Here is a 26,671-nt window from a genome sequence, read left to right on the forward strand (position 1 = left end):
AAAATGAAAACTCCCCACATGTCCGTGCACACGATCAAAGGTTACAAAGTGACAACCGTTGTAACCGCGTTTTTTTCGCGATTACAACAATGACCACCCCCGGGGAACGCACATGAATCAGGCAGAAACACTGGAAAGGCTTATGACCCACTCGCAAACCCAAAAGAAAAGAACAGCGGTGCCCCGCGGCCGAACCGAGCCCCAACCACGGGTCATTTGCGTGACCAGCGGCAAGGGCGGGGTCGGCAAAACGAATATCGTCACCAACCTCGGCTATGCCCTGGCAAAGGGTGGCAAAAAGGTGCTGATCCTTGACGCGGACCTGAACCTGGCCAACGTCGACATCCTGCTCGGTCTGACCCCCCGCTACAACCTGCACCACGTTTTCATGGGCGAAAAAACGCTCCAAGAGGTTTTGGTGCAAGGGCCCGAGGGTCTGCTCATTCTTCCCGCCAGCTCCGGGATCATGGAACTGGCGGACCTCACCGAACAGCAACGGTTGTACTTCCTTTCCGAGATGTCGGCCCTGGCCCAAAAAATCGACATCATGCTGATCGACACCGCCGCAGGCATCAACAATAACGTGATCTACTTCAATCTCGCGGCCCGGGAGCGCATCATCATCCTGACCCCGGAACCGACCTCCCTGACCGACGCCTACGCGCTGGTCAAGGTCCTCTCCAGCAGGCATGACGTGAAAAAATTCCGCATCCTGGTCAATCTTGCGCGCTCCGAAAAGGAGGCTCTGGCTGTTTTCCGGAAATTGAGCATTGTGGCCGACCGTTTTCTCGACTCGCTTTCCCTGGATTATCTCGGGTATATCCCCTATGATAGCAAACTCCCCACTGCGGTGCGCGAACAGCGGCTGGTCTCAGACATCTTCCCGGATGCTCCGTCCAGCAAGATGTTCAGTAAAGTGGCCGGGAATATTTCCCAGGAAGAGCCCGAGATGAAAGCCGATGGGAACATAAAATTTTTCTGGCAGGGACTCGTTGATCTGTAATATACTTTTCCATATTGCAGGCCATCAATCTCCTTTGCCCCTGCGGGCCTATCCGGTATGAGCAAACAGCTGTCACCCAAGTTCAAAGACTACACGAATACTTTTTTCAGCCAGGCAGAACCGCTGAGTGCAGAAAAACGCAATGAGCTGATTCTGACCTACACCCCGCTGATCAAGTATATCGCGGCACGCTTGGCGGCGCGTCTTCCCGCGCAGGTGTCGCTCGATGATCTCATCAGTTGCGGGATCATCGGCCTCATTGACGCCATCAATAAATTTGATGTTTCCAAAAACGTGCAATTCAAAACCTATGCCGAATTCAGGGTCAAGGGCGCGATGCTCGACGAACTTCGCGCCTTGGATTGGGTGCCCCGTTCCGTGCGGCGGAAGACCACGGACCTGGAAAAGGCCTATGCCGACATTGAAAAGAAGATGGGCAGACCGGCCACGGACGAGGAAGTCGCCCAGACCATGGGCCTTGCCTTGGATGATTTCTACAAGCTCCTTGATGAAACCAAGTCCGTCTCTTTCATGGATATCGAATTTCTTCGTCAGAAATCAACAGAAACAAGCGATCCTACCCTGGCGGAAACCTTCGCCATGGACGATCGCGATCCCTTCACCGCCATCAACCTGTCCCAGATTAGGGAACTCATCGCTGATGCCATTTCCGATCTCCCGGAAAAAGAAAAACTGACTGTCTCCCTCTATTATCAGGAAGAACTAACGATGAAGGAAATCGGCGAGGTGTTGGGCTATACGGAGTCACGTATTTCCCAGATGCACAGCAAAGCCATGTTCCGCCTCCGAACCAAGCTGAAAAAGACCCTGGCGAATTGAACGTGCCGGCAAGCCCCTTTTTTTATACAATGCCCGAAAGAACAGCCCAAAATACAGTGCTGCTCCCCATAACCCTCTTTTTTTATTTCCAAAATCAATTGTTACAGTTACACTAAAATTAATATGTTTTTTATTAACACTGCGAACATGCCCCCAGGCCACTCGTATCACAAAGCTGTTAGGGAGGAAATATGGCTGCTGATCCTAATATGAAAATTCTCGTGGTTGACGATTTCGCCACCATGCGACGCATAGTCAAAAACATTCTCACCCAGCTTGGCTTCAAAAATATCATTGAAGCGGACGATGGCACCACGGCCCTGAATGTCCTGAAATCCGAAAAAATCGGGCTTATCGTCTCGGACTGGAACATGCCCAAGATGACAGGTCTCGACCTGCTGAAAGCTGTCCGGGCTGACGCCAGCATGGCCAATACGCCTTTTATCATGGTGACGGCGGAAGCACAGCAGGACAATATTATTTTGGCGGTTAAGGCCAAGGTCAGCCAGTACATTGTTAAACCATTCACCGCTGAAACCCTTTCCGAAAAACTCAACAAAATATTCTGATCTAAAATATGGCTGACGAACGCCCTCCCCAGTCTGTTGACCAGTTCGCCAGCACGGATCCTGCTGCTGACCACGATGAAACAAACTGGGGGGAGGACTGGGAATCCGCATTTCAGGCTGAGGATGACGCGTTTTTCTCCGAGGACAAAGAGGAGGAGAATTTCTTCCTTGAGGAAAACGAGCCGACAGCCACCGCCGGGGTTGGCGCCCCGGACCTCGATGCTTCGCTGGAAAAAACTCTTTCCGGCATCCCAGATCAGGGTACCGCCGCCGGTGCCAAACAGGCTCAACCCTTTACCCGTTTCCTGGCATTCCCCGCCCTTTTTATTTCCGCCAAAATAATTGCCCAAACACAGTTCGCCCGGCTGCAAGCGCTGCCCATTTTTGTCCGCATCCCCCTCTATGCTCTGCCGCTCCTTGTTGTCGGCCTTTTTATTGTTTTAATCTCCACACAAAAACCACCCCCCTCCCTGCACCAGACTGCCACCACCTCTACCGAACATCCTGGAAGCACAATGGCTCCTCCCGACATCAACACGGTCGGGACATCCTCTCCGGACGCGCACGAAGCCAGCCAGCTTCACCCGGGAAAAGTCCGTAAAAAATGGGCCTTCCCCGCCTTCGTTATTCCGGTAAAAAACCCGACAGGCGATCAGCCTGCCCCCCCAGTCACCTTTGTTCTTGTTGACATCACCCTGATCACCTCCCTTGCCGAGCAGGAAGAGCCTCCCGCAGACAAAAAAATATTTGTCCGCGACATCATCTATCAATTCTTTCAGAACAAGCCTCTTGAAGAATTGCGCAGGTACTCTCTTGCCCGGGGCGAAATGAACAAAGAACTCCGCGCCTGGCTCCAGAAACAATGGCCCGAGGCCCCCATCGAATCAATCATCTTTAACCAGTACCACCTTTCTTGACCCCCTCCCAACTTAACCAAAAAACTACAAATTTGTATTTAAATTATAAAGTTTATACTTTTTTGTTATTTTTTTGTCACCACCAGCCCTATAAATAACCACCATACCCACGAAAAATCAGCACCTTACGCAACAGCATCCCGCTGGCACGAGATTTGCTTATCTTATTCTGCAGCATGCATAGCTACCAACTGAGAAAGGAACAATTCCAAACAATGCACAGAGAGAGGAGATGTTTATGGACACAGGTGATACCGCATTCATGCTGATTGCCACGGCCTTGGTCATGCTGATGACCCCGGGACTGGCTCTTTTTTATGGCGGCATGGTCCGCTCAAAAAATGTTTTGAGTACGATTCTGCAAAGTTTTGTCTGTCTTGGTGTCGTCTCGATCATCTGGGTGGTCTATGGCTACTCCTTGGCCTTCGGCCCCGATGTCAACGGCATGATCGGCAACCTCGATTGGGCCGGGCTTGCCGGGGTTGGCCTTGAACCCGGCAAGTATTCCGCCACCATCCCCCATCTGCTGTTCTGCGCATTCCAACTGATGTTCGCCGTTATCACCCCGGCGCTGATCACCGGCACCTTTGCGGAACGGGTAAAATTTCCAGCCTTTCTCCTCTTTACTGTTCTCTGGAGCACCCTGGTCTATTTGCCCGTGTGCCATTGGGTTTGGGGCGGGGGCTGGATCAGCGGCCACGGCGGCCTTGATTTTGCTGGCGGCACTGTCATTCACATCAATTCAGGCGCGGCAGCCCTTGTTGCGGCCTTGGTTTTCGGAAAACGCAAAGGCTGGGGCAAGGAATCATTTCATCCACACAATCTGACCATGACCATGCTTGGCGCGGGGATTCTTTGGTTCGGCTGGTTTGGCTTCAATGCGGGCAGCGCCTTGTCGGCAAACGGTGTCGCGGTCAACGCCTTTTTCACCACCCAGGTCGCCACCGGCGCAGCCCTGCTTTCCTGGCTGATCGCGGAATGGATAACACAAGGGAAACCCACCACCCTGGGCGCCGCCTCCGGCGCCATTGCCGGCCTGGTTGCCATCACCCCGGGGGCCGGCTTTGTCGGCGCCACCTCCGCGGTGCTCATCGGCCTGGTGGCCGGCGCTCTCTGCTACTTCGCAGTTCTCGCCAAAAGCCGCCTCGGATACGACGACGCCCTTGACGTGGTCGGAGTCCATGGAGTCGGGGGCCTTTGGGGCGCGTTGGCCACAGGGCTGTTTGCCACCACCGCCGTCAATGCGGCAGGCAAGGACGGCCTGTTCTTCGGGAATCCGCAGCTCTTGGGCATCCAAGCCATGGATGCCTTTACGACCATCGCCTACTCGGTTGTGGTAACATTCATTATCCTCAAGTTTGTCGACCTGGTGATCGGTCTCCGGGTCAGCGAAGAGGAAGAGGTTCAGGGTCTGGATCTAACCCAGCACAGCGAAATCGGCTACTCACTCTAACAGCGTCAGCGTTCCGGGAACAAGCGTCACTCCCTGCCCCGCCGCTGCACACTGCCACCGCGAAGAAAAGGTAACTATCCCGCTTGAAGCCGGAAAGCGAGAAAAACCAACGAAGCGTAACTGTTCGGCGGTACCGCGGCTGCTAGGAAGAGGTCGGCGACCTGTGCTGGTGCACATGAGCTGGCCGATGACAACGCAGATGCGGTGCTGCCGGGCAGTTACCAGAAAAGGAGAATTGCATGAAGAAGATCGAGGCAATTATCAAGCCGTTCAAGCTGGACGATGTCAAGGACGCCTTGAACGAAATGGGCATCAAGGGCATGACCATCTCCGAAGTCAAGGGATACGGCCGCCAGAAAGGACATAAGGAAATTTACCGCGGCGCGGAATACATCGTCGATTTTATCCCCAAGGTCAAGATCGAGATCATTGTCGAATCCGGGATGGTTGAGGCTGTGGTCAATTGCATCCGGGAAACCGCCAACACCGGCAAGATCGGCGATGGCAAAATCTTTGTCTTGCCGGTGGAAGAGGTTATCCGCGTCCGCACGGGGGAAACCGGGAACGAGGCGATCTAGGCCGTCGTAACCGGCATAAGGAGCCGTAACGAAATGAGCAAAAAAACTACAGATTATTTCCTAACGGCTCCTCAGTGATGGATGTTGAGCTGCGGGCAAAACGGGAGGCCCTGGAGTATCTCTGGCGTCAGGGGCTGAGCGGTCAGGCCCTCCTCCATAAAAACTCGCAGCTCATCGATGACTATCTCGCGGCTTGCTTTGCCAACTGCCCGGAAGCATCAGAGGGCATGTGCCTTATTGCTCTTGGCGGCTATGGCCGAAAAGAACTGTTTCCCTATTCGGACATTGACCTCCTTCTGCTCCATGCCCCCGAGGCAGAGCATCGCCTCGGGCCAGTGACGGAAGCCCTGTTTTATCCCCTGTGGGATGCGGGACTTGAGGTCGGCCATGGAGTAAGAACAGAGGATGCCTGCCTGGCTGATGCCAGGCAGGACTTCTTTTTTCAGGTGGCGCTGCTGGATGCGCGCCACATTGCAGGCTCCCTGCCGCTTTTCAATGCGATGCGGCAGTCATTCCACCGGGAATTATTGGCTGGGCACCGACAGGAATTCTTGCACACTATGATACAGCACCGCAACGAACGCCATCAACGGTTTGGCATGCACAGCTACCAACTGGAACCGAATATCAAGGAAAGCCGCGGCGGCTTCCGCGATATTCAAGCCATAATCTGGGTAAGCCACGCCCTCTTCGGCTTGCAGGCGCTTGACGACATCGAAGAAGCAGGGCTGATCTCGCCCCAGGAAAAAGAAAGTTTCGCCCAGGCCAGGGATTTCCTGATCAAGATCCGCAACAGGCTCCATTACCTCAGCGGCAGAAAAAACGACCAGCTGTTCTTCGAATATCAGGAAGAGATGGCAAAGGCCTTCAAATATCACGACACCCGAGGCACTCTCGGAGTTGAACGCTTCATGCAGGATACCTACCGACACCTGCAGGCCATCGCCACCACCACCGATCTGTTTTTTGAACATGTCGATGAAACCCTGGGCGCACCGCGCGCCAACCCGGTGGAGCAGACCATCGAGCCAGGGATCACGATTCGCCAGGAGCGGCTGCACCTGACCGATCAGGCGCTTCTCGAGAAGCGCCCCTATCTGCTGATGCGTCTCTTTGCCCATGCAGGAAAAACCGGGCTCGAGATCCATCATCGCAGCAGAAAAATCATAACCGCCAACCTGCATCTGGTGGATGACAAGCTGCGTCACTCAAAACGAATGGCCAAACCCTTTTTCGATGTTTTGAAAAACAGCAAGGACGTGATGAGCGTCCTCGCTGTTCTGCTGGACACCGGACTGCTCACCGCCTATCTCCCAGAGTTTGAGCAGATCCACGCCCTGGCCCAGCACGATGTCTACCATGTTTTCACGGTTGACCGGCACCTCCTGCAAACCGTGGCCGAGCTGAAAAAAATCTCCCTCGACAAAACCCCTTTCGCGGGCATCGCATCTCCCCACGTCCTTTTTCTGGCCGCGCTCCTGCACGACATCGGCAAGGGGCACCACGAAGATCACGCCCAGCACGGCAGCATCCTTGCCGCCGGAGTAGGCAAACGTTTGGGACTCACCCGGGAAGAAACAGCCTGCCTACAATTTCTCGTGGCCAAGCATCTCTTCCTCACCGTAACCGCCTTGCGCCGCGATCTTGACGATGATGCCTTTCTCCGGCAATGCGCAGAACAAATCCAGAGCCAGGAGCGGTTGACCATGCTCTACCTGCTCTCCATCGCCGACGCAAAAGCCACCGGGCCGACAGCCTGGAGCGAATGGAAGGGCGCCCTGCTTCTGGAAATGTCCCTCAAAATCTCTCATCTTCTGGAACGACAGGACGCCCCCCCTCCCGACAAAAGCCAGGGCGCCGACTGGATGCTGGAACAGGTTCGGGCAATCCTTGGCAAGGCGGCTCCGACCGATTACAAAATCCTTCCGGAGGAATATCTGCTGAGCTTTCCCCCGGAAGAGATCGCCCATCATCTCCGACTGCGCACCGGATTAAAAAATGACAAACAGGCCATTACCGAGCCCGCCGACCACGGCTTGTCCTGGTCGGTCCTGGTGATGGCCCACGACTCCACCGGCCTGCTGGCAAAAATCTGCGGAACCTTGGCCCTGCATGGCCTGAATGTGGTGAGCGCCCAGATCTTCACTTGGGAAGATGGCACGGCAGTGGATGTACTCAACGTTCGTCCGACAGCGGAGCTGAGCTATGCCGAACAGAACTGGCAGGCGCTCGGCGAAGACCTCAACCTGGCCCTGAAAAATCGTCTTGGCCTCAGCCACCGTTTGGTCGATAAATTCCGCTCCGCCTTCCGCCCCTCTGGGCAAAAAAACGTGCAGGCTCCCCCGCGGGTTGTTATAGACAACAAGATATCGGAACAGTATACGATCATCGAGGTTTTTGCCAATGACCGGCCAGGATTGCTCTACGATATCACCCGAACCCTGGCCGATTTTGAAATCAACATCCACCGGGCAAGATTCAGCTCGGATGGCGATCAGGTAGTCGATGTTTTCTATACCCTGGACTCCTTCGCCACCAAGATCAACAACGCTTCTTTTCAGGAGGAAATCTCAAAGGCCCTTCTCCATATTGCAGAAAATGAGACGGGAACAGGGACGAAGTTACAATGGTAAAATTACCCGGGAACAATGCCAACCGCCAGCGGTTGGCTTAAACGGATGCCGCCCCCTTTGAATCGGGGGTGGAAATTTTTCAACCTTACCCTTCAGCACCCAAAAAATAAGGAGAAACACAATGAGTGACAATTGCACCTGTGGTTGCGGTAACGACTACGACCAGACCCTGATGACCGTGCCAGAGCTGTTCGGCACCAACGTGTTCAACAACAAAACCATGAAGGAAAGACTGCCCAAGGAGACCTACAAGGCTCTGCAGAAAACCATCACCACCGGTTCTTCCCTGCCGCCGGACGTCGCCTCGGTGGTAGCCAACGCCATGAAGGACTGGGCCATCGAAAAGGGCGCCAGCCATTACACCCACTGGTTCCAGCCCCTTACCGGCACCACCGCCGAAAAGCACGACTCCTTCATCTCCCCCACCGACGATGGCGGGGTGATCATGGAGTTTTCCGGCAAGCAACTGATCCAGGGCGAACCGGATGCTTCTTCCTTCCCCAGCGGCGGCTTGCGCGTCACCTTCGAGGCCCGCGGCTACACCGCCTGGGACTGTACCTCCCCCGCCTTCCTCAAGGAAGACGAATCCGGCGATGTGACCCTCTGCATCCCCACCGCCTTCTGCTCTTACAAGGGCGAAGCCCTGGACAAGAAGACCCCCCTGCTCCGCTCGATGAGCGTCGTTGCCAAACAGGCACTGCGGGTGCTCAAGGCCATGGGCAACACCACCTCCAGCATCGTCAGCTCCACGGTGGGCGCGGAGCAGGAATACTTCCTGGTGGAAAAAGAGTACTACCTGCAACGCCTCGACCTGATGACCTGCGGCCGCAGCCTGTTCGGCGCCCCCGCCCCCAAGGGCCAGGAACTGGAAGACCAGTACTTCGGCGCCATCAAGGATCGGGTTTCCTCCTACATGAAGGATCTGGACATCGAGCTCTGGAAGATGGGCATCTCCTCCAAAACCAAACACAATGAGGTGGCCCCGGCCCAGTTCGAGATGGCCCCGGTTTTCACCACCACCAACATGGCCACCGACCACAACCAGCTGGTCATGGAAACCATGCAGAAGGTGGCCCTGCGCCACGGCATGGTCTGCCTGTTGCACGAGAAGCCCTATGCCGGAGTAAACGGTTCCGGCAAGCACAACAACTGGTCGCTCTCCACCGACGACGGCATCAACCTGCTTGATCCGGGCCAGACCCCCGAGGACAACGCCCAGTTTCTGGTCTTCATTTCCGCCCTGATCAAGGCAGTGGACACCCATGCCGACATCATGCGCGCCACCTGCGGCAGCTCCGGCAACGATCACCGGTTGGGCGCCAACGAGGCCCCGCCCGCGATCATCTCCATCTTCCTGGGCCAGGAGCTCTCCGATGTTCTGGAAAAGCTGGCCAAGGGCGAGAAGATCTGCAAGAAGGGCGCCTGCCAGACCTTGAAAATCGGGGTTGACTCCCTGCCCGAGCTGCCCAAGGACAACACCGACCGGAACCGGACCTCGCCCTTTGCCTTCACCGGTAACAAGTTCGAGTTCCGCATGGTCGGCTCCGCCCAGTCCATCGCCGGTCCCAATGTGGCCCTGAACACCATTGCCGCCGAGGCCCTGGAAGAGATCGCCGTTCGTCTGGAAAAAGCCAAGGACGTGAACAAGGAAATCCAAGCCATTCTCAAAGACGCCATGACCAAACATGGCCGGATCATCTTCAACGGCAACAACTACTCCGCCGAGTGGGCCAAGGAAGCCGAGAAGCGCGGCCTGCCCAACACCCGCAACACCGTGGACGCGCTCAAGGCCTTTATCTCCCCCAAGGCGATCAAGCTGTTCGGCAAGTACAACGTGCTTTCGAAGGATGAGCTGCATTCCCGCTACGACATCTATGTGGAGCAGTATGCCAAGCACATCAACATCGAGGCCCTCACCGCCATCCAGATGACCAAACGTCAGTTCATCCCGGCGGCCATCCAGTTTGTCGCGGAACTTGGCGCCTCCCTGGCCGCAGCCGGCAAATACGGTTCGGTGCAAAAGGGATTGCTGGAGGAGGTTGGCAAACACCTTGAGGCAGCAGGCAAGAAGGTGGCCAAGCTGGAAGTGGAAACCAAGAAGGCCCAGGGTATCTCCGACGTGGCCAAGCAGGGTGCGGCATACCGCGACAAGGTATTCCCCGCCATGACCGATCTGCGCGGAGACATCGATGCGCTTGAGGCCATCATGCCGGATACTCTCTGGCCGGTACCGACCTACAGCGATTTGCTGTTTAATTTGTAAGAATACAGCAGCCAAGAGACGGGGCTTGTACCCGTTTCAGACTGTTGCAACGATGATTAAAAAAGAGGGGGAGCCAATTGGCTCCCCCTCTTTTTTTTAGCTATTCATCCGGAATCCGGAAAAATGTAACGTAAAGTCAAGATGTTCATTTCCTTGCTTGCCCAAAGAAACGGACCAAAGAAAAGGCCCCGTGTCCCTTGTCCCGCCGTTGGCGGGCTACCCTGCGGGACTCCTCGATGCTGCCGGGGCTTTGCAAACTCGGCTTCGCCTCAAACAGTGCAAAGCCCTTTTCAGCAACCTCTCCGGTGCTCGGCTACGTGCCAATAGGAATTTCCCCCATTTGTCCTGCCGAACCTCGCAGACGGGGGCGGGAAAAGACGCAGAAACTGTCTGAGGGCGAAGCCCGAGTTTTTCTGCGTCCCGCCATCGTCGAGAAGTGAGGGGAGCCCGCAGGGCCAGGGCTGGCGGGGGTGCCCTTTTCTTGTTTCTTCTTTTGGGCACGCAAAAGAAGAAAGAGAGGAGAGCAGAAAGGTTCTCCTCGTCACCTCCCGAAAGTCCCGGATGATTTTTCCCGTTATTGACAACCCTGTAAAGGGAGGATGTCAATCTGGAACCGTGGAGAGCAACTCGTTCCCAGTGAATTATTTTTTATAATACCTGCGTTCGCAGACTCAAACGGTGAGCATAACCACCGCAGCCAGCCAGCCACACACCTCCCCCAACTCGCAGGAAGCCCCCAACACATCGCCGGTGACGCCGCCCAGCGCCTTGCTCGCCTTGAACCGGAGCCAGAGGGCAGGCAGCATTGCCGCACCGAGAATAATCAACCCAGCCGACCAATGCCACCAGATGAGCGGGGTCAGCAGGAGACCGCCCAGCGCCAATTCCGCCAACCCGACCTTACCGACAAAGGCGTGGCCGGTGCCTACCTCCCTGGGATATTGCACTCCGCTAGCCAGGGTGGCCATACCCCAGCGGGCCGCTACCGGCGCGGCGAGCAGAACAAAGAAAAGATACTGGCCTCCATTTGCCAGAAGCGAGGCAAGGCAGACAACCTTCAAACCAAGCAGCAGCACCAGACCGATCACCCCAAAGGCGCCGGTGGCAGAATCCTTCATGATCGCCAGGCGTCGCTCCGGGGTCTGCCCGCCGCCCAGGCCATCCAACAGATCAGCCAACCCATCGAGGTGCAACCCCCTGGTCAACCAGGCCCCACAGGCCACCAACAGCACCGCGCTCACCAGCGGAGGAAGACCACCCCACATAAAAACCCAGGCGCATCCGGCGAGAAACCCGCCGATCAACCAGCCAGCCAAGGGAAAAAAACCAGCACTCCGTCTGAGCCCATCTGCGGGCAGTTCCGCGGGCAACCGCACAGGCAGGATGGTAAGAAAGGCGATGGCGATCTTTGCAGTCAGCAGCATGCTATTCAACCGGCCTCGCTTACCCCGGCCTCGCCGAAGGTGGCCATCTCGTTCATGATCTTGAGCCCCGCCTCCACCAGATTCATGGTCAAGGCCGCGCCTGTTCCCTCGCCCAGCCGCAGGTCAAGGTGCAGCAGGGGACTCAACCCCATCTTCTCAAAGAAGATCCGGTGGCCCTGCTCCGCCGACATGTGGCTGAAGAAACAGTAATCCAGAACATGGGGGGCAAACCGCTGGGCGACCAGGGCTCCGGCGCTGGAGATAAAGCCGTCCACCACCACCGGAATTTTGCTTCTCGCCGCTTCCAGAATACAGCCGCAGATGGCGGCGATCTCCAAGCCGCCCACCGCAGCCAATGCCCCAAGGGGAGAATCCAGCCGTTCTTGGTTCACGGCCAGGGACTGCTCGATCACCGCGATCTTGTGTTGCAGCATGGCGTCGTCGATGCCGGTGCCCCTCCCTGTCACCTCGGATACCTTGGCAGGCAGCAGGGCGGCAAAGAGCGCGGCGGACGGGGTGGTGTTGCCGATGCCCATGTCGCCGGTGCCCAGGATCTCGGCCCCGTCCTCAATGGCCTCGCGGGCCATCTCCATGCCGACCCCGATGGCGGCGACGGTCTCGTCGATGCTCATGGCCGGCCCCTTGGCCATGTTGGCGGTGCCGGGCCGGACCTTGCATTGCCGCAAGCCCTCGGCTTCGATAGGCACGGCCACGCCCACATCGACCACCCGCACCTCGGCCCCCACATGCCGGGCCAGCACATTGACCCCTGCGCCTCCCCCCAGGAAATTGAGAACCATCTGCGGGGTGACTTCCTGGGGAAAGGCACTGATGCCCTCGGCCACCACTCCGTGGTCGCCGGCAAAGGTGAGAATGATCTTTTTCTCCACCCTGGCGCCAATAGTTCTCCGCATGGCGCAGGTTCTGGCCGCCAGCATCTCCAGCTTGCCGAGGCTGCCCAGGGGTTTGGTGAGATTATTCAACTTAGTCTGGGCCTGCGCCATTACCGTGGCGCTGGCAGGCTCAATGGCGGCGCATGCTGCCTGCAGTTCTTCCGCTGTCCGTATCATGTTTTCTTCTCCTGTGTTTCTCCGCAGCCAACTTACGACGCGATATTGTTGAGGTTCTTGCAACATCATCAAAAAAATGTCCTCCCCCTGGCGGGTGTTTAGACCGAGGACATGGGGAACACCTGTTCGGGGAGGGGATGTGTCATCTTCAGATATGATGGAAGCCAGCCCACCCCTCATCGAGAAGCGCCAACGAACCTTGCAGCTTTTCCAGGCTGTACATCTCCAGGGTAACCACCCCGTCATACCCAGCTTCGGCCAGCCGCCGGCCCAGCATCCCGGCCTGCCCCGCATCATGCAGCCCCTGATGATCCTTGCCGCCCCGCACCCCATGGTAGTGGAGATGACGAACCCGGGACAGCAGCCCCAACCCTTCTTCCAGATCATGGCCGTAGTGGACAAGATGCCCGAGATCAAGGCACACGCCAAAGCCGTACTCCGCAACCAAAGGGGCCACCAGCCCGAAGGGATACTCGATATTTTCGACACCAACCAGCCTTTTTTGCTCACCCAAAGCACCGGATAATTCCCGGAGGCTGGCCGCCAGATTGTCAAGCCAGGCAGCCTCGGGCAAGTCCGGCTCCCGGACCAGATGCAGGTCAAAACTCAGCACCCCAAGAGGAGCCAACTGCGCCATGAGCCGAAGAATCTCACCGATCCCCTCCTGCCGCTCGACCTTTGCTGCCGCACCCAGGGCCAAGTCGGCGGGCAGATGCACCGTATAGCTGAGTCCGTGCGCCTCGGCAATCTCCCGCAACGCCTGCACATCAAAAGGCTGGGGCAGACGGCTTTTGGCCGCGCTTTCAAAAAAGAGCAACTGGACATCGTCTACCAGGGGGGCCAGTTGCCGGACATTGGCCATGATGTCCGCAGGCAGCACGCAGGAGGTCGCCCCCAGCCGCCACGGAAAACGGTTCTTAAACGCCATCACCCCGCGCTGCCTCGAAGAGTGACCACCTCCCCGACCCTATCCTGATGGGCAAGGGAGATCACGGGCACCCGGCACGCGCCCCGCTGCTGCCGGAGTCTCTCCAGCATGGCGCTCATGGCTTTTTCGGCAAGATGCGGACGGTTGTTGGTTTCGCTGAGGTGGGACAGAACCACATGTTCAAGACCGTCGTGGAGGATCTCGCTCAAAAACCCGGCAGCGTCTTCATTGGCCAGATGGCCGCTCTTGCCCCGCACCCGCTGTTGCAGGGATGGCGGATAGGGACCGTTACGCAACAGGTCCGGATCGTGGTTGCATTCGAGCACCAGCCCGTGGCAATTGCTCAACCGATGATGCATCAGTTTGGACACCACCCCGGTATCGGTGCAGTAGCCCATGAGCAATCGGCCATTGTTCAGGAGAAACCCGACGGGATCAGCGGTGTCATGAGAGATCGCGTAGGGATGGATCTGAAAATCCTGAAAAACAAAGGTTTGCCCCGTAACAAAGGCATGGCATTGGTGGAGGTTAGCCAAGACCGTGCCGGCACCGGCCAGGGTCGCTTCGTTGATAAAGACCGGCAAGCGAAAACGGCGGGAAAGGATGGCCGCGCCCTTGACATGATCGCCATGCTCGTGGGTGATGAGGATACCAGACAAGGTTTCCGCGCCAACCCCGATCCCGGCCAACCGGTGCTCGATCTCCTTGCCGGAAAAGCCGGCGTCGATCAAAAGCCGCGTCTGCCCGGACTCGACAAAGGTCGCATTGCCCTTGCTGCCGCTTCCCAGTACACAAAATCGCATAACTCACCCAAGAGGCAACCAGCCAGCTCGCCCCTTCTCTCTTTCAAACTCCGGTATGGCCGAAGCCGCCATCCTGACGGAGGGTCTCGTCCAGCCTGTCCACCGCAACCACCGTGGCCCGACAAACCGGGGCCAAAACTAACTGGGCGATGCGGTCTCCGCGCCGGATGGTGAACGGCTCGCGCCCCAGGTTGATCAGGCCGATCTTTACTTCCCCCCGGTAATCGGCATCAATGGTTCCGGGGCTGTTGACCACCGTGATCCCATGCTTGATGGCAAGCCCGCTCCGGGGCCGCACCTGCAGTTCATAGCCCGGAACCAGGGCCACCGCAAAACCGGAAGGCAGCAACCGGATCTCCCCCGGGCCGATAACCACCGGCTCGAGCACCGCCGCGGCCACATCCATGCCTGCGGCCAGTTCGGAATGGTAAGCAGGCAGGGGAAGATCGGCATGACCTGCCGGATCGAGCCAGGACAATTGGATAATATGCGTTTCTTCTTTCCGGTTTTCCATCATCTTTTACTCCAGATCATAATCGTTCCCCACAAACGGAAAAACAAGAGAACCGCTGGGCAGCGCCGCTGCACTACTGTCGCAGATGCGATGCTGCCAGGCGTTTACTCCAAATCAAGGGGGTGCCAGTCAATATCTTTTGCCTTCAATGGCCCGAGAACCGTGGCGAACAACGGTCTGCTAAAAAGAAGTGCGGCCAGCTCACCAATATCCTCCCGCCGCACCCGGTCAAAGCCTGCGGCAACCTCTTCAAAGGGGATATAGCGGCCGAAGGTCAGCTCGTTTCTGGCAATCCTGGTCATCCGTGATTCCATATTCTCGGCGGAAAGGAAGATTCCGGCCTTGGCATAATCCTTGGCCCGGGCCAGCAGCGTCTCCGAAACACTGCGCTGACGCAACCCCTTGATTTCCTTGGCCACCAGGGCCATGGCCTTGTTCACCACTCCAGGGTCCACCCCGAGATAGACGCCGAGATACCCGCTGTCGGTAAACGAGGAAAGGTAGGAATAGATGGAATAGGCCAGCCCCTCTTTTTCACGCACCTCCTGAAAAAGTCGGGAACTCATATTGCCGCCGAGGAGAACATGCAGCAGATAGAGGGCATAGCGTTCAGGGGCCATGAGGGGCAAGCCATAGGTGCCCAGCACCACATGGGCCTGTTCGAGGTTCTTCTTGTGGAGCTTGCGCACCGGGGCAAGCGCGGTGGGAGGCTGCCGCCGAGCTTCTCCCCTGCTTATCTGGGCCACGCCTCCCAGCTGCTTCTCCCAAAGGCGGCAGAACTGCTCATGTTCCACATTGCCGGAAGCGGCAATAACCAGCCGCTCCGACGTGTATTCACTCCGCATATACTCCCGCAGACTGACGGCATCCATGGCCGCCACCACCTCACGCTGCCCGAGTACCGTATAGCCGAGAGGGTGTTCCCCCCAGAGACTGCCGGTAAACAGCTCATGGATCCGGTCATCCGGGGTGTCTTCCACCATGGATATTTCCTGGAGTATGACCTCCCGTTCCCGGACCACCTCTTCCGCTTCAAAGAGCGAATTCTGGAAGATATCCCCCATGAGTCCGACCAGTCGTTCCATCTGGTCATCAAGGACGGTGGCGTAATAGGAGGTGGTTTCGCCGGAGGTGAAGGCGTTGGACATGCCGCCCAGGGTGTCGAGTTCCTGGGCGATTTCCTGGGCCGTCCGGCTGGCGGTGCCCTTAAAGAGCATGTGCTCGACAAAATGGGCGCTCCCGTTGTTGTCGGGCTGTTCGTCGCGCGCACCCACGTCTACCCAGATCCCTGCCGAAACCGTGCGGGAGGGAATCTTCTCGGTGATGATCCGGACGCCATTGTCGAGCACGGTTTTCTGGTAGCTATTGGCCACGGGCTTCCTTACTGGTTACGGTTACAAGACAGAAAAGGGGAAAGAGAGCCGCGCCCCCCTTCCCCTTGGAAGAATCAAAAACACTACCAAAAGGCAGTGGATCAGGAACCTGCCTCCTCCTGGAGGACGGCCTTGCGGCTCAGACGAATCTTGCCCCGCTGGTCGATCTCAAGAACCTTCACCCGGACCTCGTCCCCTTCCTTGAGAACATCGGTGACCTTCTCTACCCGCTTGTTGTCAAGCTCGGAGATGTGCACCAAGCCGTCAACCCCCGGCATGATCTGAACAAAAGCACCGAAATCAAGGATCTTCTGAACAACGCCGTCGTAGATCCTACCGATTTCAGGATCGGCGGCGATCTCGTTCACCTTAGCGATAACCGCCTGGGCAACCTCACCATTGGGTGCGAAAATCGTCACCTTGCCCGAATCCTCAACATCCATCTTGATCCCGTAATCGGCGGTGATCGACTTGATCATCTTGCCGCCCGGGCCGATCAGATCGCGGATCTTATCGGGATTGATCTGCAGGCTGAAGATCTTGGGAGCATGCGCAGGTACTTCTGCCCGAGACGTTTCGATCGCCATCTTCATCTTCTCGAGAATATGGAGACGTCCACCCCTGGCCTGGGCAAGAGCGCTGGTCATGATCTCCTTGGAGACGCCTTCGATCTTGATGTCCATCTGCAGGGCGGTAATACCTTCATCAGTACCGGTTACCTTGAAATCCATGTCGCCGAGATGATCTTCATCACCCAGGATGTCGGAAAGGATGACGATGGTGTCGCCGTCCTTGATCAAGCCCATGGCCACGCCGGAAACCGGTTTTTTAATCGGCACGCCCGCATCCATCAGGGCAAGACTGCCACCGCATACCGTGGCCATGGAGGAGGAGCCGTTTGATTCGAGCACCTCGGAAACGATACGGATCGTGTAGGCAAATTCATCGTCTTTCGGCAACACCGCTGCCAAGGCGCGTTCCGCCAGGGCACCATGGCCGATATCACGACGGCTCGGTCCACGCATGAAACGGACCTCGCCAACACAATAGGGGGGGAAATTATAATGGAGCATGAAGCGCTTGAATGACATGCCGGTGAGGGATTCAACCCGCTGCTCGTCATCGCCGCTGCCCAGGGTGGCGGAAACCATGACCTGGGTCTCGCCCCGGGTAAAGAGAGCGGAGCCATGAACTTTCGGCAAGGCCGCGACTTCACAGCTGATCGGGCGGATCTCGTCAAAACGACGGCCGTCGATCCGGCTCTTCTCCTTGACGATCCGGTCGCGCATCATGGTTTTATTCAGGGAATGGAGATGCTCCTTGGCCTCCTTGAGGCTGTCGCCATATTCTTCACCCAAGGCGGCGAGGATCTTTTTCTGCAGCTGATGGTACAGCTCACTCCGCTGCTGCTTGTCGGCCATGGTGATAACCGCCTGCATCTCTTCGCGGGCCAGCTCTGCCACCTTGGCTTTCAATGCCTCGTTGACCACCGGGGGGGCAACCGCCATCTTAGCCTTGCCCACCGCAGCCCGCATCTCTTCCTGCATCTCCAAAATGGGTTGCAGCGCCTGATGACCAAAGAAGATCCCTTCGAGCACCTCGGCTTCGGAAAGGCTGTCCGCCCCGCCTTCCACCATGACCACGGCATTCTTGGTCCCTGCCACGATAAGGTTCAGCCGGGATTTCTCCCACTCTTCCGGGCTGGGGTTGAGCACATACTGACCATCAACATAGCCCACCTTTACCCCTGCCACCGGTGCGTTGAAGGGGATGTCGGAAACAATCAGGGCGCAGGAGGCGCCGATCATGGCCAAAACATCGGGATCATTCTTCTGATCGGCCGAAAGAACGGTGGCGATGACCTGGGTTTCATGCTGATACCCTTTGACAAACAGGGGCCGCAGGGGCCGATCGATAAATCGAGCGGAAAGCGTTTCCTTATCAGTGGGCCGGCCGATTTCACGACGAAAGAAACTTCCCGGAATACGACCCACCGCGTAAAACCGTTCCTGATACTCAACGGTGAGCGGGAGAAAATCGATTTCAGCTTTGGGGTCCTTGGCCGCAGTAGCCGTTACCAGCACCACTGTCTCACCATAGGTAACAAGGGCTGTACCGCTTGCCTGTTTTGCCAAGCGTCCGGTCTCAATACTGAGGGGCCGTCCACCAAGATCAATCGTTACTTTTTTATACATATACTCTCCTCTAACAGCCGCCCCTTCCGTTGTTGTCGGCAACCACGCCACCCGGCCCAAAGCCGGATATTACGCAGTATCTTTACAGCAAGGGAAAGGTGGTGTCTTCGCTGCCCCGATCGCACGCAGAAGCGGCGATGTCAGATTGCACAGGGGCAAAAATGATGGGCTCGTGATAACCCCAAAAAGTCACAGGTCCGTTACAAAAAATTAAACAAGGACACATCGCCACCGTTGTAATCGCGATTTTTTGTGCGATTTCAACAAAAATGGAGCCACCGCCAGATGCCCGGCGGTGGCTGTTATCGCATCTTACTTTCTGATGCCAAGCTTTTGAATCAGGTCACGATACATATCAACGTTTTTGCCCTTGAGGTAGTTCAGAAGACGCCGTCTCTGACCGACCAGTTTCAGCAATCCGCGCCGGGAATGATGGTCTTTTTTGTGTTCTTTGAAATGCTCGGTCAGATAGGTGATCCGAGAGGTGAGCAGGGCAATCTGCACCTCAGGAGAGCCGGTGTCCTTTTCGTGATGGGCATATTGGGTGATAATCTCTTTTTTCTGTTCTGCTTGCAGTGTCATAACTTCCTCATGTACTGATAATTAATAATTCGGGAGATCGAGAGAAATTTCTAACCATCGATTCCTATGGGTACGCTTCTTAATAAATGATCCCTGCGCCAATGTCAAATGAATGTCGGGCCGCGCTTTTTCCCCTGCGGGTTTCAGCCATTCCCGGCCAGCATCGCCTCGACCTCTTCCACGGAGAGAGCCTTGGCCAAGAGCAGATCCCGAGCCGCTAGAGGGTCCTGCAACAGGCTGCCATCCACGGCGCTGTCCACGGTAAACGAGCCGCTTTGCAGACGGCGCAAGGCAACCAGATGGGCACCGCAACCAAGGGAACCGCCTATGTCGGCGGCCAGGGTCCGGATATAGGTGCCCTTGCTGCATTCAACCAGAATGCGCACGGTATCGGCACCGGCAGCCAATAGTTCCAACCGGAAGATCGTTATCGGCCGCGGGGCCTTTTCGATGATAATCCCCCGTCGGGCATAATGGTACAGGGGCTTCCCCATGTGCTTGAGCGCCGAATACTGCGGAGGGGTCTGCAGCTGCGCGCCCAAAAATCCGCTCAGGCAATGCTCCAGCTCCTCCCGGCTGAGGGGGGGAACCACGTGTTGGGCAACAACCTCTCCCTCAAGATCCTGGGTGGTGGTTTCGATGCCCAGCTTGAGCACCGCTTCATACCACTTGTTGCCATCCATGAACTGCGAGATAAGTCGGGTGGCCGGACGTCCCACGCAGATAATCAGCAGGCCGGAGGCAAAAGGATCGAGGGTGCCGGCATGCCCCACTTTTTTTATGGACAGAGCCCTCCGCACCAATTGCACCATGCGGAAGGAACTCGGCCCCACCGGTTTATCCACCAAAAAAATACCGGCCGCAAGGGCCGGTTCGGCAGGGATTTTCTTCCCAGCCAAGGCATCGTGGGCCTTGGCTGGCATCTCCGGTATAGGCTCCATCAGCTTAACGACTTACCATGGGCAACAATCGGGCCAGCAGCTTTTCCTGCACCTCGGCAATGCTCATATCCCGCAGCTTGCAGCCGGCGGCATTGCGATGTCCCCCGCCACCAAAGATTGCGGCAACCTGGGCCACATCATAATCAGTGCCTTTGGAACGAAGGCTTACCGAAATCAGCCCCTTCTCGGTTTCTTTTAAAAACGCAGCCACCTTCACGGTGTTCAGGGAACGGGGATAATTTATAAAGGTTTCCGCATCCGCTTGGGTGGTGCCGGTCTTGATAAATACCTCCCGCGGAGCGGCGATGATCGCCAGTTGGTCCTCGGCATACAATTGCAACGAATCGAGAACCAGCCGCATAAGATTGAGGCGCTTCACCGTGAAATTATCAAACAGCTTCCCGGAAACCTCGGCAGGCTTTACCCCTTTACGCAGAAGTTCGCCGGCAATGCGGAAGGTGTCGGCAGTGGTCGAAGAATATTTAAAGGAGCCGGTATCAGAAACTATGGCGGCATAGAGACAATAGGCGGCCTCATAGCTCAGCTCGGCGCCCAGGGCTTCCGCAAGATCATACACCATCTCGCCGGTTGAGGCCCGCTCCGGGGCAATCCACCGGAGATCGCCAAATTCCTGGTGCCCGAGGTGATGATCAATGACCACAAAGGGATGAACGGTCAGCAGGGAATCCATGGCTGCCCCGAGCCGGTTGCAATCACCGCAATCCAGGGCAACCGCGCAGTCAAAGCCGTTCAAGGCAGGGAGCAAAGAGTCGATCTCCGCACTCCCCGGGAGAAAGCGGTACAGATGCGAGACCCGCTCCTCGCCGTAGAAGAACACATTCTTGCCCAGGGAACGCAAAATATTGCCCAGGGCTATCTGCGAACCGAGGGCATCGCCGTCCGGGTGGATATGCGTTGCCACCAGAACGTTTTTTGCCGAGTTCAGGGTCCGAACAATCTCGTCACGGGGATGATCCGTCTTCATTCGCTATCTCCCTGAGCAGTTGTTCCATTTCAGCCTGCTTTTGGCCCGCCAGATCAAGGTGAAAATCAAGCACCGGCACATGCCGCAACTCCAAAGCCCGGGCCAGATTGGTCCGGATAAAGCCCTTGCAGCTCTCCAGCCCCTTGGCAACGTCCTTCGCCTGTACCTCTCCGAGGAAACTGTACAAAACCCGGGCATGGCTCAGATCATCGCTCACCTCCACCGAGGTAATGATAACATTGAGCAGGCGGGGATCATTGATCTTCCGCAGAAGCAACGAAGCGATCTCACCCTTGATGGCGTCCGCCACCCGGATAGGGCGCCGTTTCGGGGCGCTCCGGGCAAGGCCGGCAGGCAGGCCAAAGCGCGATTTTGCTTTTCCGGCCGCCATTAGAGCTCTCTCTCAACCTCTTTCAGGACAAAGAACTCAAGCACGTCACCGAGCTTGAGATCGTTATAGTTGGCAACCCCGATCCCGCACTCGTAACCGCTCTGCACATCCTTGACATCGTCCTTGAAGCGCCGCAGGGAGGCCAGCTGGCCGGTAAAAATCACCACGCCTTCCCGCACGACGCGCACCTTGGCATTGCGTTCGATCTTGCCGTCGGTCACATAACAGCCGGCAATGGTGCCAACCTTGGGAACCTGATAGGTCTCGCGAACCTCGGCCGCGCCGAGGATCTTTTCCTCGTAGCGGGCATCAAGCAACCCGACCATGGCCTTTTTAATGTCGTCCAGGGCATGATAGATGACGTCGTAGGTGCGGATATCCACCTTCTCGTTCTTCGCTAGCTCCTGCACCTTGGCTGAAGGCCGGACATTAAAGCCGATGATAAAGGCGTCCGAAGCGGCGGAGAGCAAGACATCCGAGTCGGTTATGGTGCCGGTACCGGCATGGAGTATCCTGACTTTGACCTCATCGGTTGCCAGGTCCTCGATGGCTTTACTAAAGGCTTCCAGGGTTCCCTGCACGTCGGCCCGCAGGGCGACCCGCAGCTCCTTAACGTTTCCTTCCTGCAATTTATCAAAGAGATTCTCCAGGGATATCTTCGTGGTGGTCCCCAGTTCAGCCTCCCTGCTCTTGAGCTGCCTATCGGCGCTCACGCTCCGAGCTCTCTTTTCATCGGGCAGAACAACAAACTCGTCACCAGCCCGCGGCACCCCACTCAACCCCTGAACTTCAACAGGGGTGGCCGGCCCGGCTTCCTTGACACTTTCCCCCCGATCATTGGTCAGGGAGCGCACCTTGCCGTAAAATATCCCGGCGACACAGGCATCGCCAAGACGCAGGGTTCCCTGCTCGATCAGCACCGTAGCGACAGGACCGCGGCCCTTATGAAGTTGGGCCTCGATGACATGCCCCTTGGCGCGCCGATTAGGATCAGCCTTCAGCTCAAGGAATTCCGCCTGAAGATGAATGCTCTCCAGCAGCTCGGGGATGCCTTTCCCGGTTTTCGCCGAGGTTTCGCAAAAGATCGTATCCCCGCCCCATTCCTCGCTGACCAGATTCAGGTCGGCCAATTCGCGTTTCACCCGCATGGGATCGGCATCGGGTTTATCAATTTTATTGACGCAGACCAGGATGGGCACATTGGCGGCCCTGGCATGATTGACGGCCTCTCTGGTCTGATCCATAACCCCGTCATCCGCGGCGACAACCAGAACAACAAGGTCCGTAACCTGAGCGCCACGAGAACGCATTTCCGTAAACGCTGCATGGCCAGGAGTATCAAGAAAAACCACATCCCCCTGGGGAGAGCGGACGTAATGGGCTCCAATATGCTGGGTGATACCACCGGCCTCGCCGGTCGCCACATCCGTTTTCCGGATGGCGTCCAGCACCGAGGTCTTGCCATGATCGACATGGCCCATGACCGTGACCACCGGAGGCCGCGGCAACATCTCCCCGCCGCCTTCCTGCTCTTCCAAGTTGATAATGGTCTGTTCTTCGGTAACTCCCTGCTCGACTTCATAGCCGAAATCAGAGGCTACCAGCGTCGCGGTATCAACATCAAGGGCCTGGTTGATGGTGGCCATAACCCCCATCCCCAGCAATTTGGCAATGAGTTCGCCGACCTTAAGACCCATGCGGTGGGCAAGATCTCCAACCGTAATGGTTTCAAGCACCTTGATCCGCTTCTTGATGGCCTTTGTTTCTGACGCCTGCTGGGATACGATCTGACGCTTGCCTTTCTTGCCTCCGCTCCGCAAGGTGCGTCCGACCCGCAAACCAGCGGGAATTTTTCCACCCAGCGCATCGTCAACATCCTCGATATCGATATCTGCCTGTCGCTGACTGCGCAACGGAGTTTTTTTCGTCCGGTCATGCTCGGCGGTTTCCGTGGTGAACTTAACAAACCGCTTGCCCTTTTTCCCCTTGAGCGCATCGCTCTTTTCGCCCTCATCCTTCGCAGCGGGAGCCTGGGCAACGACGGGCCTGCCTTTCACGGGTTCAACCCTTTTCGGCCTGGGAGTAAAAGGACGGGAAGGGGCACTGGGCGCAATGACAATGGCAGACCTTTTAATCACCCGGGCAAATCCCTTGCGGTGATTCTCATCCACCACCGGCGCTTGCTCTTCAACTTTCTCCTCAACCGCCTCCACCCCAGAGACCTCTTCTTCCTCGGGGTGGGCAACAGCAGACCCAACCATGGCACCCTCGGGCTCTTCTTCCGCGGACGGGACAGACACCTCGGGCTCGACCTCAGTTTCACCTTTCGCTTCAGCCGGCAGCTTCGCTTCGGCAACCGTTTCCCGAACGACTTCCTCGACGCTTTCTGCGGATATCTCCACCGGTTGGACCGTCTCCCCGACCTCCTCGCCCTCTTCCTGAGAAACGGCGGCTGGCCGTGGCTTAACCGGGAGTTCCTCGACTGGCGGCACTTCAACCGGGACGGTCTTGGTTCTACGACGAATAATGGTCGTTTTCCCGGCACCCTGAATCCGTTTTTCTTCCGTCCGGGTCTGGCCGATCCCGAGCCTTTGTCGGATCTCCTGTGCTATCTCGTCCTCCAGAGTGGAACTATGAGATTTAATGGCATAGCCCATCTCAATGAGGGCAGCCACCAAATCCTTATTTTCCATTTCCGCTTCTTTAGCTAACTCGTAAACCCTGATTTTTGTCATTGCTCACTCCCGAAGAGGCCTTGCAACCCTTCGTCAAATCCCAGCACCTGTTGGCGAAACGCTCTGGATAATCCTTTTTTGTTTTTAAAAAACTTCTGCAGACAACTGTCGTCCTGACAACAGTAAGCATGACGTCCATCATGCTTCCCGCGGAAATCTTTCACTACACGGCCACTGTTGTCCACGGCAAACCGCCACATCACCTGTTGCGCTTTTCTCTGGCGGCACCCCAGACATGTCCGGATCGGCGCCTTGCCTTTTTCCTCAGAGACAGTGGTCATGCACAACGACTTATTTATCTCCATCCTCGGTTGCCGCCGATTCTGGCTCATCTTGCTCCTGGGTCGTCTCAACTTTTTGCGCGGCAGCGATCAAGCGGGCAACCCTGTTCTCGTCAAGGGATTGCACTTCGGCAAGCACCGTTGCCGCCTCTGCCTGGCCCAACTCTTGAGCCGAGCTGAAACCCGCATCATAGAGCGCTTCCGCGGTTTTTTCGTCCATCCCCTGCACATCAAGAAGCGACTGAAAGCCTTCTTCAATAAATTTAGCATATTTCTGTTCGCTTTTCACATCAATCCGCCACCCCAGAAGGGCTGCGGCCAAACGCACATTCTGCCCCTGTCGGCCGATTGCCAGGGAAAGCTGGTCATCGGGCACAACCACCACCAGGGTTTTCTTCTCCTCATCCACCACCACCAGGGAAACCTGGGCAGGAGAGAGGGCATTGGAAACATAGCGGGCCGGATCCGGACTCCAGGGAACGATGTCGATCTTTTCTCCCTGCAGTTCCTGGACCACATTCTGTACCCTGGACCCCTTCATACCGACGCAGGCACCTACCGGATCGACATCCGACGCGGAGGAGCTCACGGCAATCTTGGCACGGGCGCCGGGCTCACGGCTCACGCCCATGATCTTCACAATCCCTTCGGCAATCTCCGGAACCTCCATGGCGAACAGCTTGGTGAGGAATTCATCGTTGGTCCGGCTGAGCAAAAGCTGCGGGTCTCTGCTGCTCTGGCGCACATCAAGAACAAGAGCCCGGATGCGGTCTCCCTGGCGGTATGACTTACGGGGCATTTGCTCCTTGGTCGGGAGAATGGCATCGGTCCGTCCGAGATTGACAATAATATTGCCCCGCTCGAAACGCTGGACGATACCGTTGACCACCTCGCCCTTACGGTCCTTATACATTTCGTAAATGACGTTGCACTCGGCATCCTTCATTTTCTGAATGATCACCTGCTTAGCGGACTGTGCGGCAATACGGCCAAGGTCGGAAACGCTGTCCATCTTGCTGCCCAATTCATCCCCGAGCTGCACTTCCGGGTCCAGCCGCAAAGCCTCGTCCAGGGAAATTTCCGTCTGCTCATCCTCAACCACAGGGACAACATTCCGGAACTGGAAGAGCTCAACCTCGCCTATCTCATCATTATAACGGGCCTCAAGCTCACGCCGCTGGCCAAACTTCTTCTTAGCCGCGGACATCACCGCTTCTTCGATGGCGTCAACCAGCAACTGCCGATCAATTCCCTTATCTCTACTTATCTGATCAAGAATTCGTTTCAAATCTGACAGCATTATTCTCTCCTGTCTCTCTTTCGGCGATTACGCCCGGGCATCGGCCACCGAGAGCCTCGCGCCCGTTATGATCCACACCGACCATCCTGTCTTAAAACTCAACAACCAGACGGGCCTTTTTCATCTTGGCAAACGGAATTTCTATAATACCATGATCGGTACCCAAAGTTACCGACTCCTGAGTCACATCTTCAATCAGGCCAATACACTGGTTCTGGCCCTCGATAGGCTCCCGGACAACCACTTTGGCCTTTTTCCCCTTGCAACGCAAAAAATCTTTTTCGCACTTTAAAGGCCGATCAAGGCCGGGGGAAGAAACCTCAAGACTATACGCCTGCTCAATCGGGTCCTCCACCTCGAGAAGATGGGCAACCTCACGGCTGATCCTGGCGCAATCATCTATCCCTACGCCATTCTCATTATCAATAAGCAAACGCAAGACCCAGCCGTGCCCCTCCCGCCTGAACTGCAACTCAACCAGTTCACAACCAAGATCCTCAACCACCGGCACGACAAGCTGCGTCAAACGGTGCACCAAGGGTGACTCTATCGCTTCCTCTTCCATCACACAGTATACCAATAAAAAAAGCGGGCCTGGGCCCACTTCCTAAAAAAATAACCGAATCGGAATGACCGGTTCTTACAATACGAAACCAAAAGGCCTGACCAAACAGCACCCTTGCCCCTTAAGAAAACATTGCGCTTTCCTTCCAGCAGGAACCAGAATGCAAAAATAAACTGGAGCGGGAAACGGGATTCGAACCCGCGACCTTCAGCTTGGGAAGCTGACACTCTACCACTGAGTTATTCCCGCAGGCCCGAATAATTCTATAGATTATACAATTATTTTGCCACTTGTCAAGAGTCTCCCCAAATCCTGGCGGAAACTCAAC

At 56.6% G+C, this 26,671-nt stretch carries 23 protein-coding genes and 1 tRNA gene; 8 read left to right on the forward strand and 16 right to left on the reverse strand.

Features of this window, described 5'->3' with window-relative positions:
• Window positions 1–142 precede the first annotated feature (142 nt).
• The 8 genes from OLX77_RS01645 (at window position 143) to OLX77_RS01680 (ending at window position 10,256) form a co-directional block, all read left to right on the forward strand.
• Complete coding sequence (locus OLX77_RS01645; RefSeq protein ID WP_307631844.1) at window positions 143–1,003, forward strand: MinD/ParA family protein; 861 nt, start codon at window positions 143–145, stop codon at window positions 1,001–1,003.
• Between the two features lie 57 nt (window positions 1,004–1,060).
• A complete protein-coding gene (locus OLX77_RS01650; RefSeq protein WP_307631845.1) occupies window positions 1,061–1,843 on the forward strand; it encodes a FliA/WhiG family RNA polymerase sigma factor in 783 nt (260 codons plus the stop codon).
• A gap of 191 nt (window positions 1,844–2,034) precedes the next feature.
• Entirely contained in the window at window positions 2,035–2,412 is a 378-nt protein-coding gene (locus OLX77_RS01655; protein ID WP_307631846.1) for a response regulator, read from the forward strand.
• Between the two features lie 8 nt (window positions 2,413–2,420).
• Window positions 2,421–3,329: a flagellar basal body-associated FliL family protein gene (locus OLX77_RS01660; protein WP_307631847.1), complete on the forward strand. Its 909-nt coding sequence runs from the start codon at window positions 2,421–2,423 to the stop codon at window positions 3,327–3,329.
• Between the two features lie 238 nt (window positions 3,330–3,567).
• Complete coding sequence (locus OLX77_RS01665; RefSeq protein ID WP_307631848.1) at window positions 3,568–4,782, forward strand: ammonium transporter; 1,215 nt, start codon at window positions 3,568–3,570, stop codon at window positions 4,780–4,782.
• A 239-nt stretch (window positions 4,783–5,021) separates the two neighbouring features.
• Window positions 5,022–5,360, forward strand: coding sequence for a P-II family nitrogen regulator (locus OLX77_RS01670; RefSeq protein ID WP_307631849.1), 339 nt, complete (start codon window positions 5,022–5,024; stop codon window positions 5,358–5,360).
• A 77-nt stretch (window positions 5,361–5,437) separates the two neighbouring features.
• Complete coding sequence (glnD, locus tag OLX77_RS01675; RefSeq protein WP_307631850.1) at window positions 5,438–7,993, forward strand: [protein-PII] uridylyltransferase; 2,556 nt, start codon at window positions 5,438–5,440, stop codon at window positions 7,991–7,993.
• Between the two features lie 121 nt (window positions 7,994–8,114).
• Window positions 8,115–10,256, forward strand: coding sequence for a glutamine synthetase III family protein (locus OLX77_RS01680; RefSeq protein ID WP_307631851.1), 2,142 nt, complete (start codon window positions 8,115–8,117; stop codon window positions 10,254–10,256).
• Window positions 10,257–10,927: 671 nt separating this feature from the next.
• Here the strand turns inward: OLX77_RS01680 and cobS are convergent.
• From cobS to OLX77_RS01760, 16 genes are all read right to left on the reverse strand, one after another.
• Window positions 10,928–11,680, reverse strand: coding sequence for an adenosylcobinamide-GDP ribazoletransferase (cobS, locus tag OLX77_RS01685; RefSeq protein WP_307631852.1), 753 nt, complete (start codon window positions 11,678–11,680; stop codon window positions 10,928–10,930).
• Between the two features lie 5 nt (window positions 11,681–11,685).
• Entirely contained in the window at window positions 11,686–12,750 is a 1,065-nt protein-coding gene (gene cobT, locus OLX77_RS01690; RefSeq protein ID WP_307631853.1) for a nicotinate-nucleotide--dimethylbenzimidazole phosphoribosyltransferase, read from the reverse strand.
• Window positions 12,751–12,898: 148 nt separating this feature from the next.
• Window positions 12,899–13,678, reverse strand: coding sequence for a cobamide remodeling phosphodiesterase CbiR (gene cbiR / locus OLX77_RS01695; protein ID WP_307631854.1), 780 nt, complete (start codon window positions 13,676–13,678; stop codon window positions 12,899–12,901).
• Window positions 13,678–14,481, reverse strand: a complete 804-nt coding sequence (locus OLX77_RS01700) for an MBL fold metallo-hydrolase (protein ID WP_307631855.1) — start codon at window positions 14,479–14,481, stop codon at window positions 13,678–13,680. The genes cbiR and OLX77_RS01700 overlap by 1 nt, the downstream gene beginning before the upstream one ends.
• Before the next feature lie 43 nt (window positions 14,482–14,524).
• Window positions 14,525–14,995 (reverse strand): dUTP diphosphatase, encoded by a 471-nt coding sequence (dut, locus tag OLX77_RS01705; protein ID WP_371877481.1) that lies wholly within the window; start codon window positions 14,993–14,995, stop codon window positions 14,525–14,527.
• A 104-nt stretch (window positions 14,996–15,099) separates the two neighbouring features.
• Entirely contained in the window at window positions 15,100–16,368 is a 1,269-nt protein-coding gene (locus OLX77_RS01710; protein WP_307631857.1) for a M16 family metallopeptidase, read from the reverse strand.
• Between the two features lie 101 nt (window positions 16,369–16,469).
• The gene (pnp, locus tag OLX77_RS01715) at window positions 16,470–18,563 is read right to left on the reverse strand and encodes a polyribonucleotide nucleotidyltransferase (RefSeq protein WP_307631858.1); all 2,094 of its coding nucleotides are present in this window, start codon (window positions 18,561–18,563) and stop codon (window positions 16,470–16,472) included.
• A gap of 312 nt (window positions 18,564–18,875) precedes the next feature.
• Window positions 18,876–19,145 carry a 30S ribosomal protein S15 gene (gene rpsO, locus OLX77_RS01720; protein WP_307631859.1) on the reverse strand — a complete coding sequence of 90 codons (270 nt, stop codon included), beginning with the start codon at window positions 19,143–19,145 and terminating at the stop codon, window positions 18,876–18,878.
• A gap of 143 nt (window positions 19,146–19,288) precedes the next feature.
• Window positions 19,289–20,068, reverse strand: coding sequence for a tRNA pseudouridine(55) synthase TruB (truB, locus tag OLX77_RS01725; RefSeq protein ID WP_307631860.1), 780 nt, complete (start codon window positions 20,066–20,068; stop codon window positions 19,289–19,291).
• 22 nt (window positions 20,069–20,090) lie between these two features.
• Window positions 20,091–21,071 carry a DHH family phosphoesterase gene (locus OLX77_RS01730; protein WP_307631861.1) on the reverse strand — a complete coding sequence of 327 codons (981 nt, stop codon included), beginning with the start codon at window positions 21,069–21,071 and terminating at the stop codon, window positions 20,091–20,093.
• Window positions 21,049–21,462, reverse strand: a complete 414-nt coding sequence (rbfA, locus tag OLX77_RS01735) for a 30S ribosome-binding factor RbfA (protein WP_307631862.1) — start codon at window positions 21,460–21,462, stop codon at window positions 21,049–21,051. The genes OLX77_RS01730 and rbfA overlap by 23 nt, the downstream gene beginning before the upstream one ends.
• A complete protein-coding gene (gene infB, locus OLX77_RS01740; protein WP_307631863.1) occupies window positions 21,462–24,197 on the reverse strand; it encodes a translation initiation factor IF-2 in 2,736 nt (911 codons plus the stop codon). The genes rbfA and infB overlap by 1 nt, the downstream gene beginning before the upstream one ends.
• Complete coding sequence (locus OLX77_RS01745) at window positions 24,194–24,529, reverse strand: YlxR family protein (RefSeq protein ID WP_307631864.1); 336 nt, start codon at window positions 24,527–24,529, stop codon at window positions 24,194–24,196. The genes infB and OLX77_RS01745 overlap by 4 nt, the downstream gene beginning before the upstream one ends.
• Window positions 24,489–25,778, reverse strand: coding sequence for a transcription termination factor NusA (gene nusA / locus OLX77_RS01750; RefSeq protein ID WP_307631865.1), 1,290 nt, complete (start codon window positions 25,776–25,778; stop codon window positions 24,489–24,491). Before nusA ends, OLX77_RS01745 begins: the two co-directional genes overlap by 41 nt.
• A gap of 91 nt (window positions 25,779–25,869) precedes the next feature.
• Entirely contained in the window at window positions 25,870–26,343 is a 474-nt protein-coding gene (rimP, locus tag OLX77_RS01755) for a ribosome maturation factor RimP (protein ID WP_307634054.1), read from the reverse strand.
• A 174-nt stretch (window positions 26,344–26,517) separates the two neighbouring features.
• Window positions 26,518–26,592: transfer RNA gene (locus tag OLX77_RS01760), tRNA-Gly, on the reverse strand.
• Window positions 26,593–26,671: the final 79 nt, after the last annotated feature.

Source organism: Thiovibrio frasassiensis, assembly GCF_029607905.1.
Taxonomy (GTDB): Bacteria; Desulfobacterota; Desulfobulbia; order Desulfobulbales; family Desulfurivibrionaceae; genus Thiovibrio; species Thiovibrio frasassiensis.

Coding starts and splice junctions, on each gene's coding strand:
- OLX77_RS01645 (WP_307631844.1), top strand. CDS start 143: ATGACCCACTCGCAAACCCAAAAGAAAAGAACAGCGGTGCCCCGCGGC.
- OLX77_RS01650 (WP_307631845.1), top strand. CDS start 1,061: ATGAGCAAACAGCTGTCACCCAAGTTCAAAGACTACACGAATACTTTT.
- OLX77_RS01655 (WP_307631846.1), top strand. CDS start 2,035: ATGGCTGCTGATCCTAATATGAAAATTCTCGTGGTTGACGATTTCGCC.
- OLX77_RS01660 (WP_307631847.1), top strand. CDS start 2,421: ATGGCTGACGAACGCCCTCCCCAGTCTGTTGACCAGTTCGCCAGCACG.
- OLX77_RS01665 (WP_307631848.1), top strand. CDS start 3,568: ATGGACACAGGTGATACCGCATTCATGCTGATTGCCACGGCCTTGGTC.
- OLX77_RS01670 (WP_307631849.1), top strand. CDS start 5,022: ATGAAGAAGATCGAGGCAATTATCAAGCCGTTCAAGCTGGACGATGTC.
- glnD (WP_307631850.1), top strand. CDS start 5,438: ATGGATGTTGAGCTGCGGGCAAAACGGGAGGCCCTGGAGTATCTCTGG.
- OLX77_RS01680 (WP_307631851.1), top strand. CDS start 8,115: ATGAGTGACAATTGCACCTGTGGTTGCGGTAACGACTACGACCAGACC.
- cobS (WP_307631852.1), bottom strand. CDS start 11,680: ATGCTGCTGACTGCAAAGATCGCCATCGCCTTTCTTACCATCCTGCCT.
- cobT (WP_307631853.1), bottom strand. CDS start 12,750: ATGATACGGACAGCGGAAGAACTGCAGGCAGCATGCGCCGCCATTGAG.
- cbiR (WP_307631854.1), bottom strand. CDS start 13,678: ATGGCGTTTAAGAACCGTTTTCCGTGGCGGCTGGGGGCGACCTCCTGC.
- OLX77_RS01700 (WP_307631855.1), bottom strand. CDS start 14,481: ATGCGATTTTGTGTACTGGGAAGCGGCAGCAAGGGCAATGCGACCTTT.
- dut (WP_371877481.1), bottom strand. CDS start 14,995: ATGGAAAACCGGAAAGAAGAAACGCATATTATCCAATTGTCCTGGCTC.
- pnp (WP_307631858.1), bottom strand. CDS start 18,563: ATGTATAAAAAAGTAACGATTGATCTTGGTGGACGGCCCCTCAGTATT.
- rpsO (WP_307631859.1), bottom strand. CDS start 19,145: ATGACACTGCAAGCAGAACAGAAAAAAGAGATTATCACCCAATATGCC.
- truB (WP_307631860.1), bottom strand. CDS start 20,068: ATGCCAGCCAAGGCCCACGATGCCTTGGCTGGGAAGAAAATCCCTGCC.
- OLX77_RS01730 (WP_307631861.1), bottom strand. CDS start 21,071: ATGAAGACGGATCATCCCCGTGACGAGATTGTTCGGACCCTGAACTCG.
- rbfA (WP_307631862.1), bottom strand. CDS start 21,462: ATGGCGGCCGGAAAAGCAAAATCGCGCTTTGGCCTGCCTGCCGGCCTT.
- infB (WP_307631863.1), bottom strand. CDS start 24,197: ATGACAAAAATCAGGGTTTACGAGTTAGCTAAAGAAGCGGAAATGGAA.
- OLX77_RS01745 (WP_307631864.1), bottom strand. CDS start 24,529: ATGAGCCAGAATCGGCGGCAACCGAGGATGGAGATAAATAAGTCGTTG.
- nusA (WP_307631865.1), bottom strand. CDS start 25,778: ATGCTGTCAGATTTGAAACGAATTCTTGATCAGATAAGTAGAGATAAG.
- rimP (WP_307634054.1), bottom strand. CDS start 26,343: ATGGAAGAGGAAGCGATAGAGTCACCCTTGGTGCACCGTTTGACGCAG.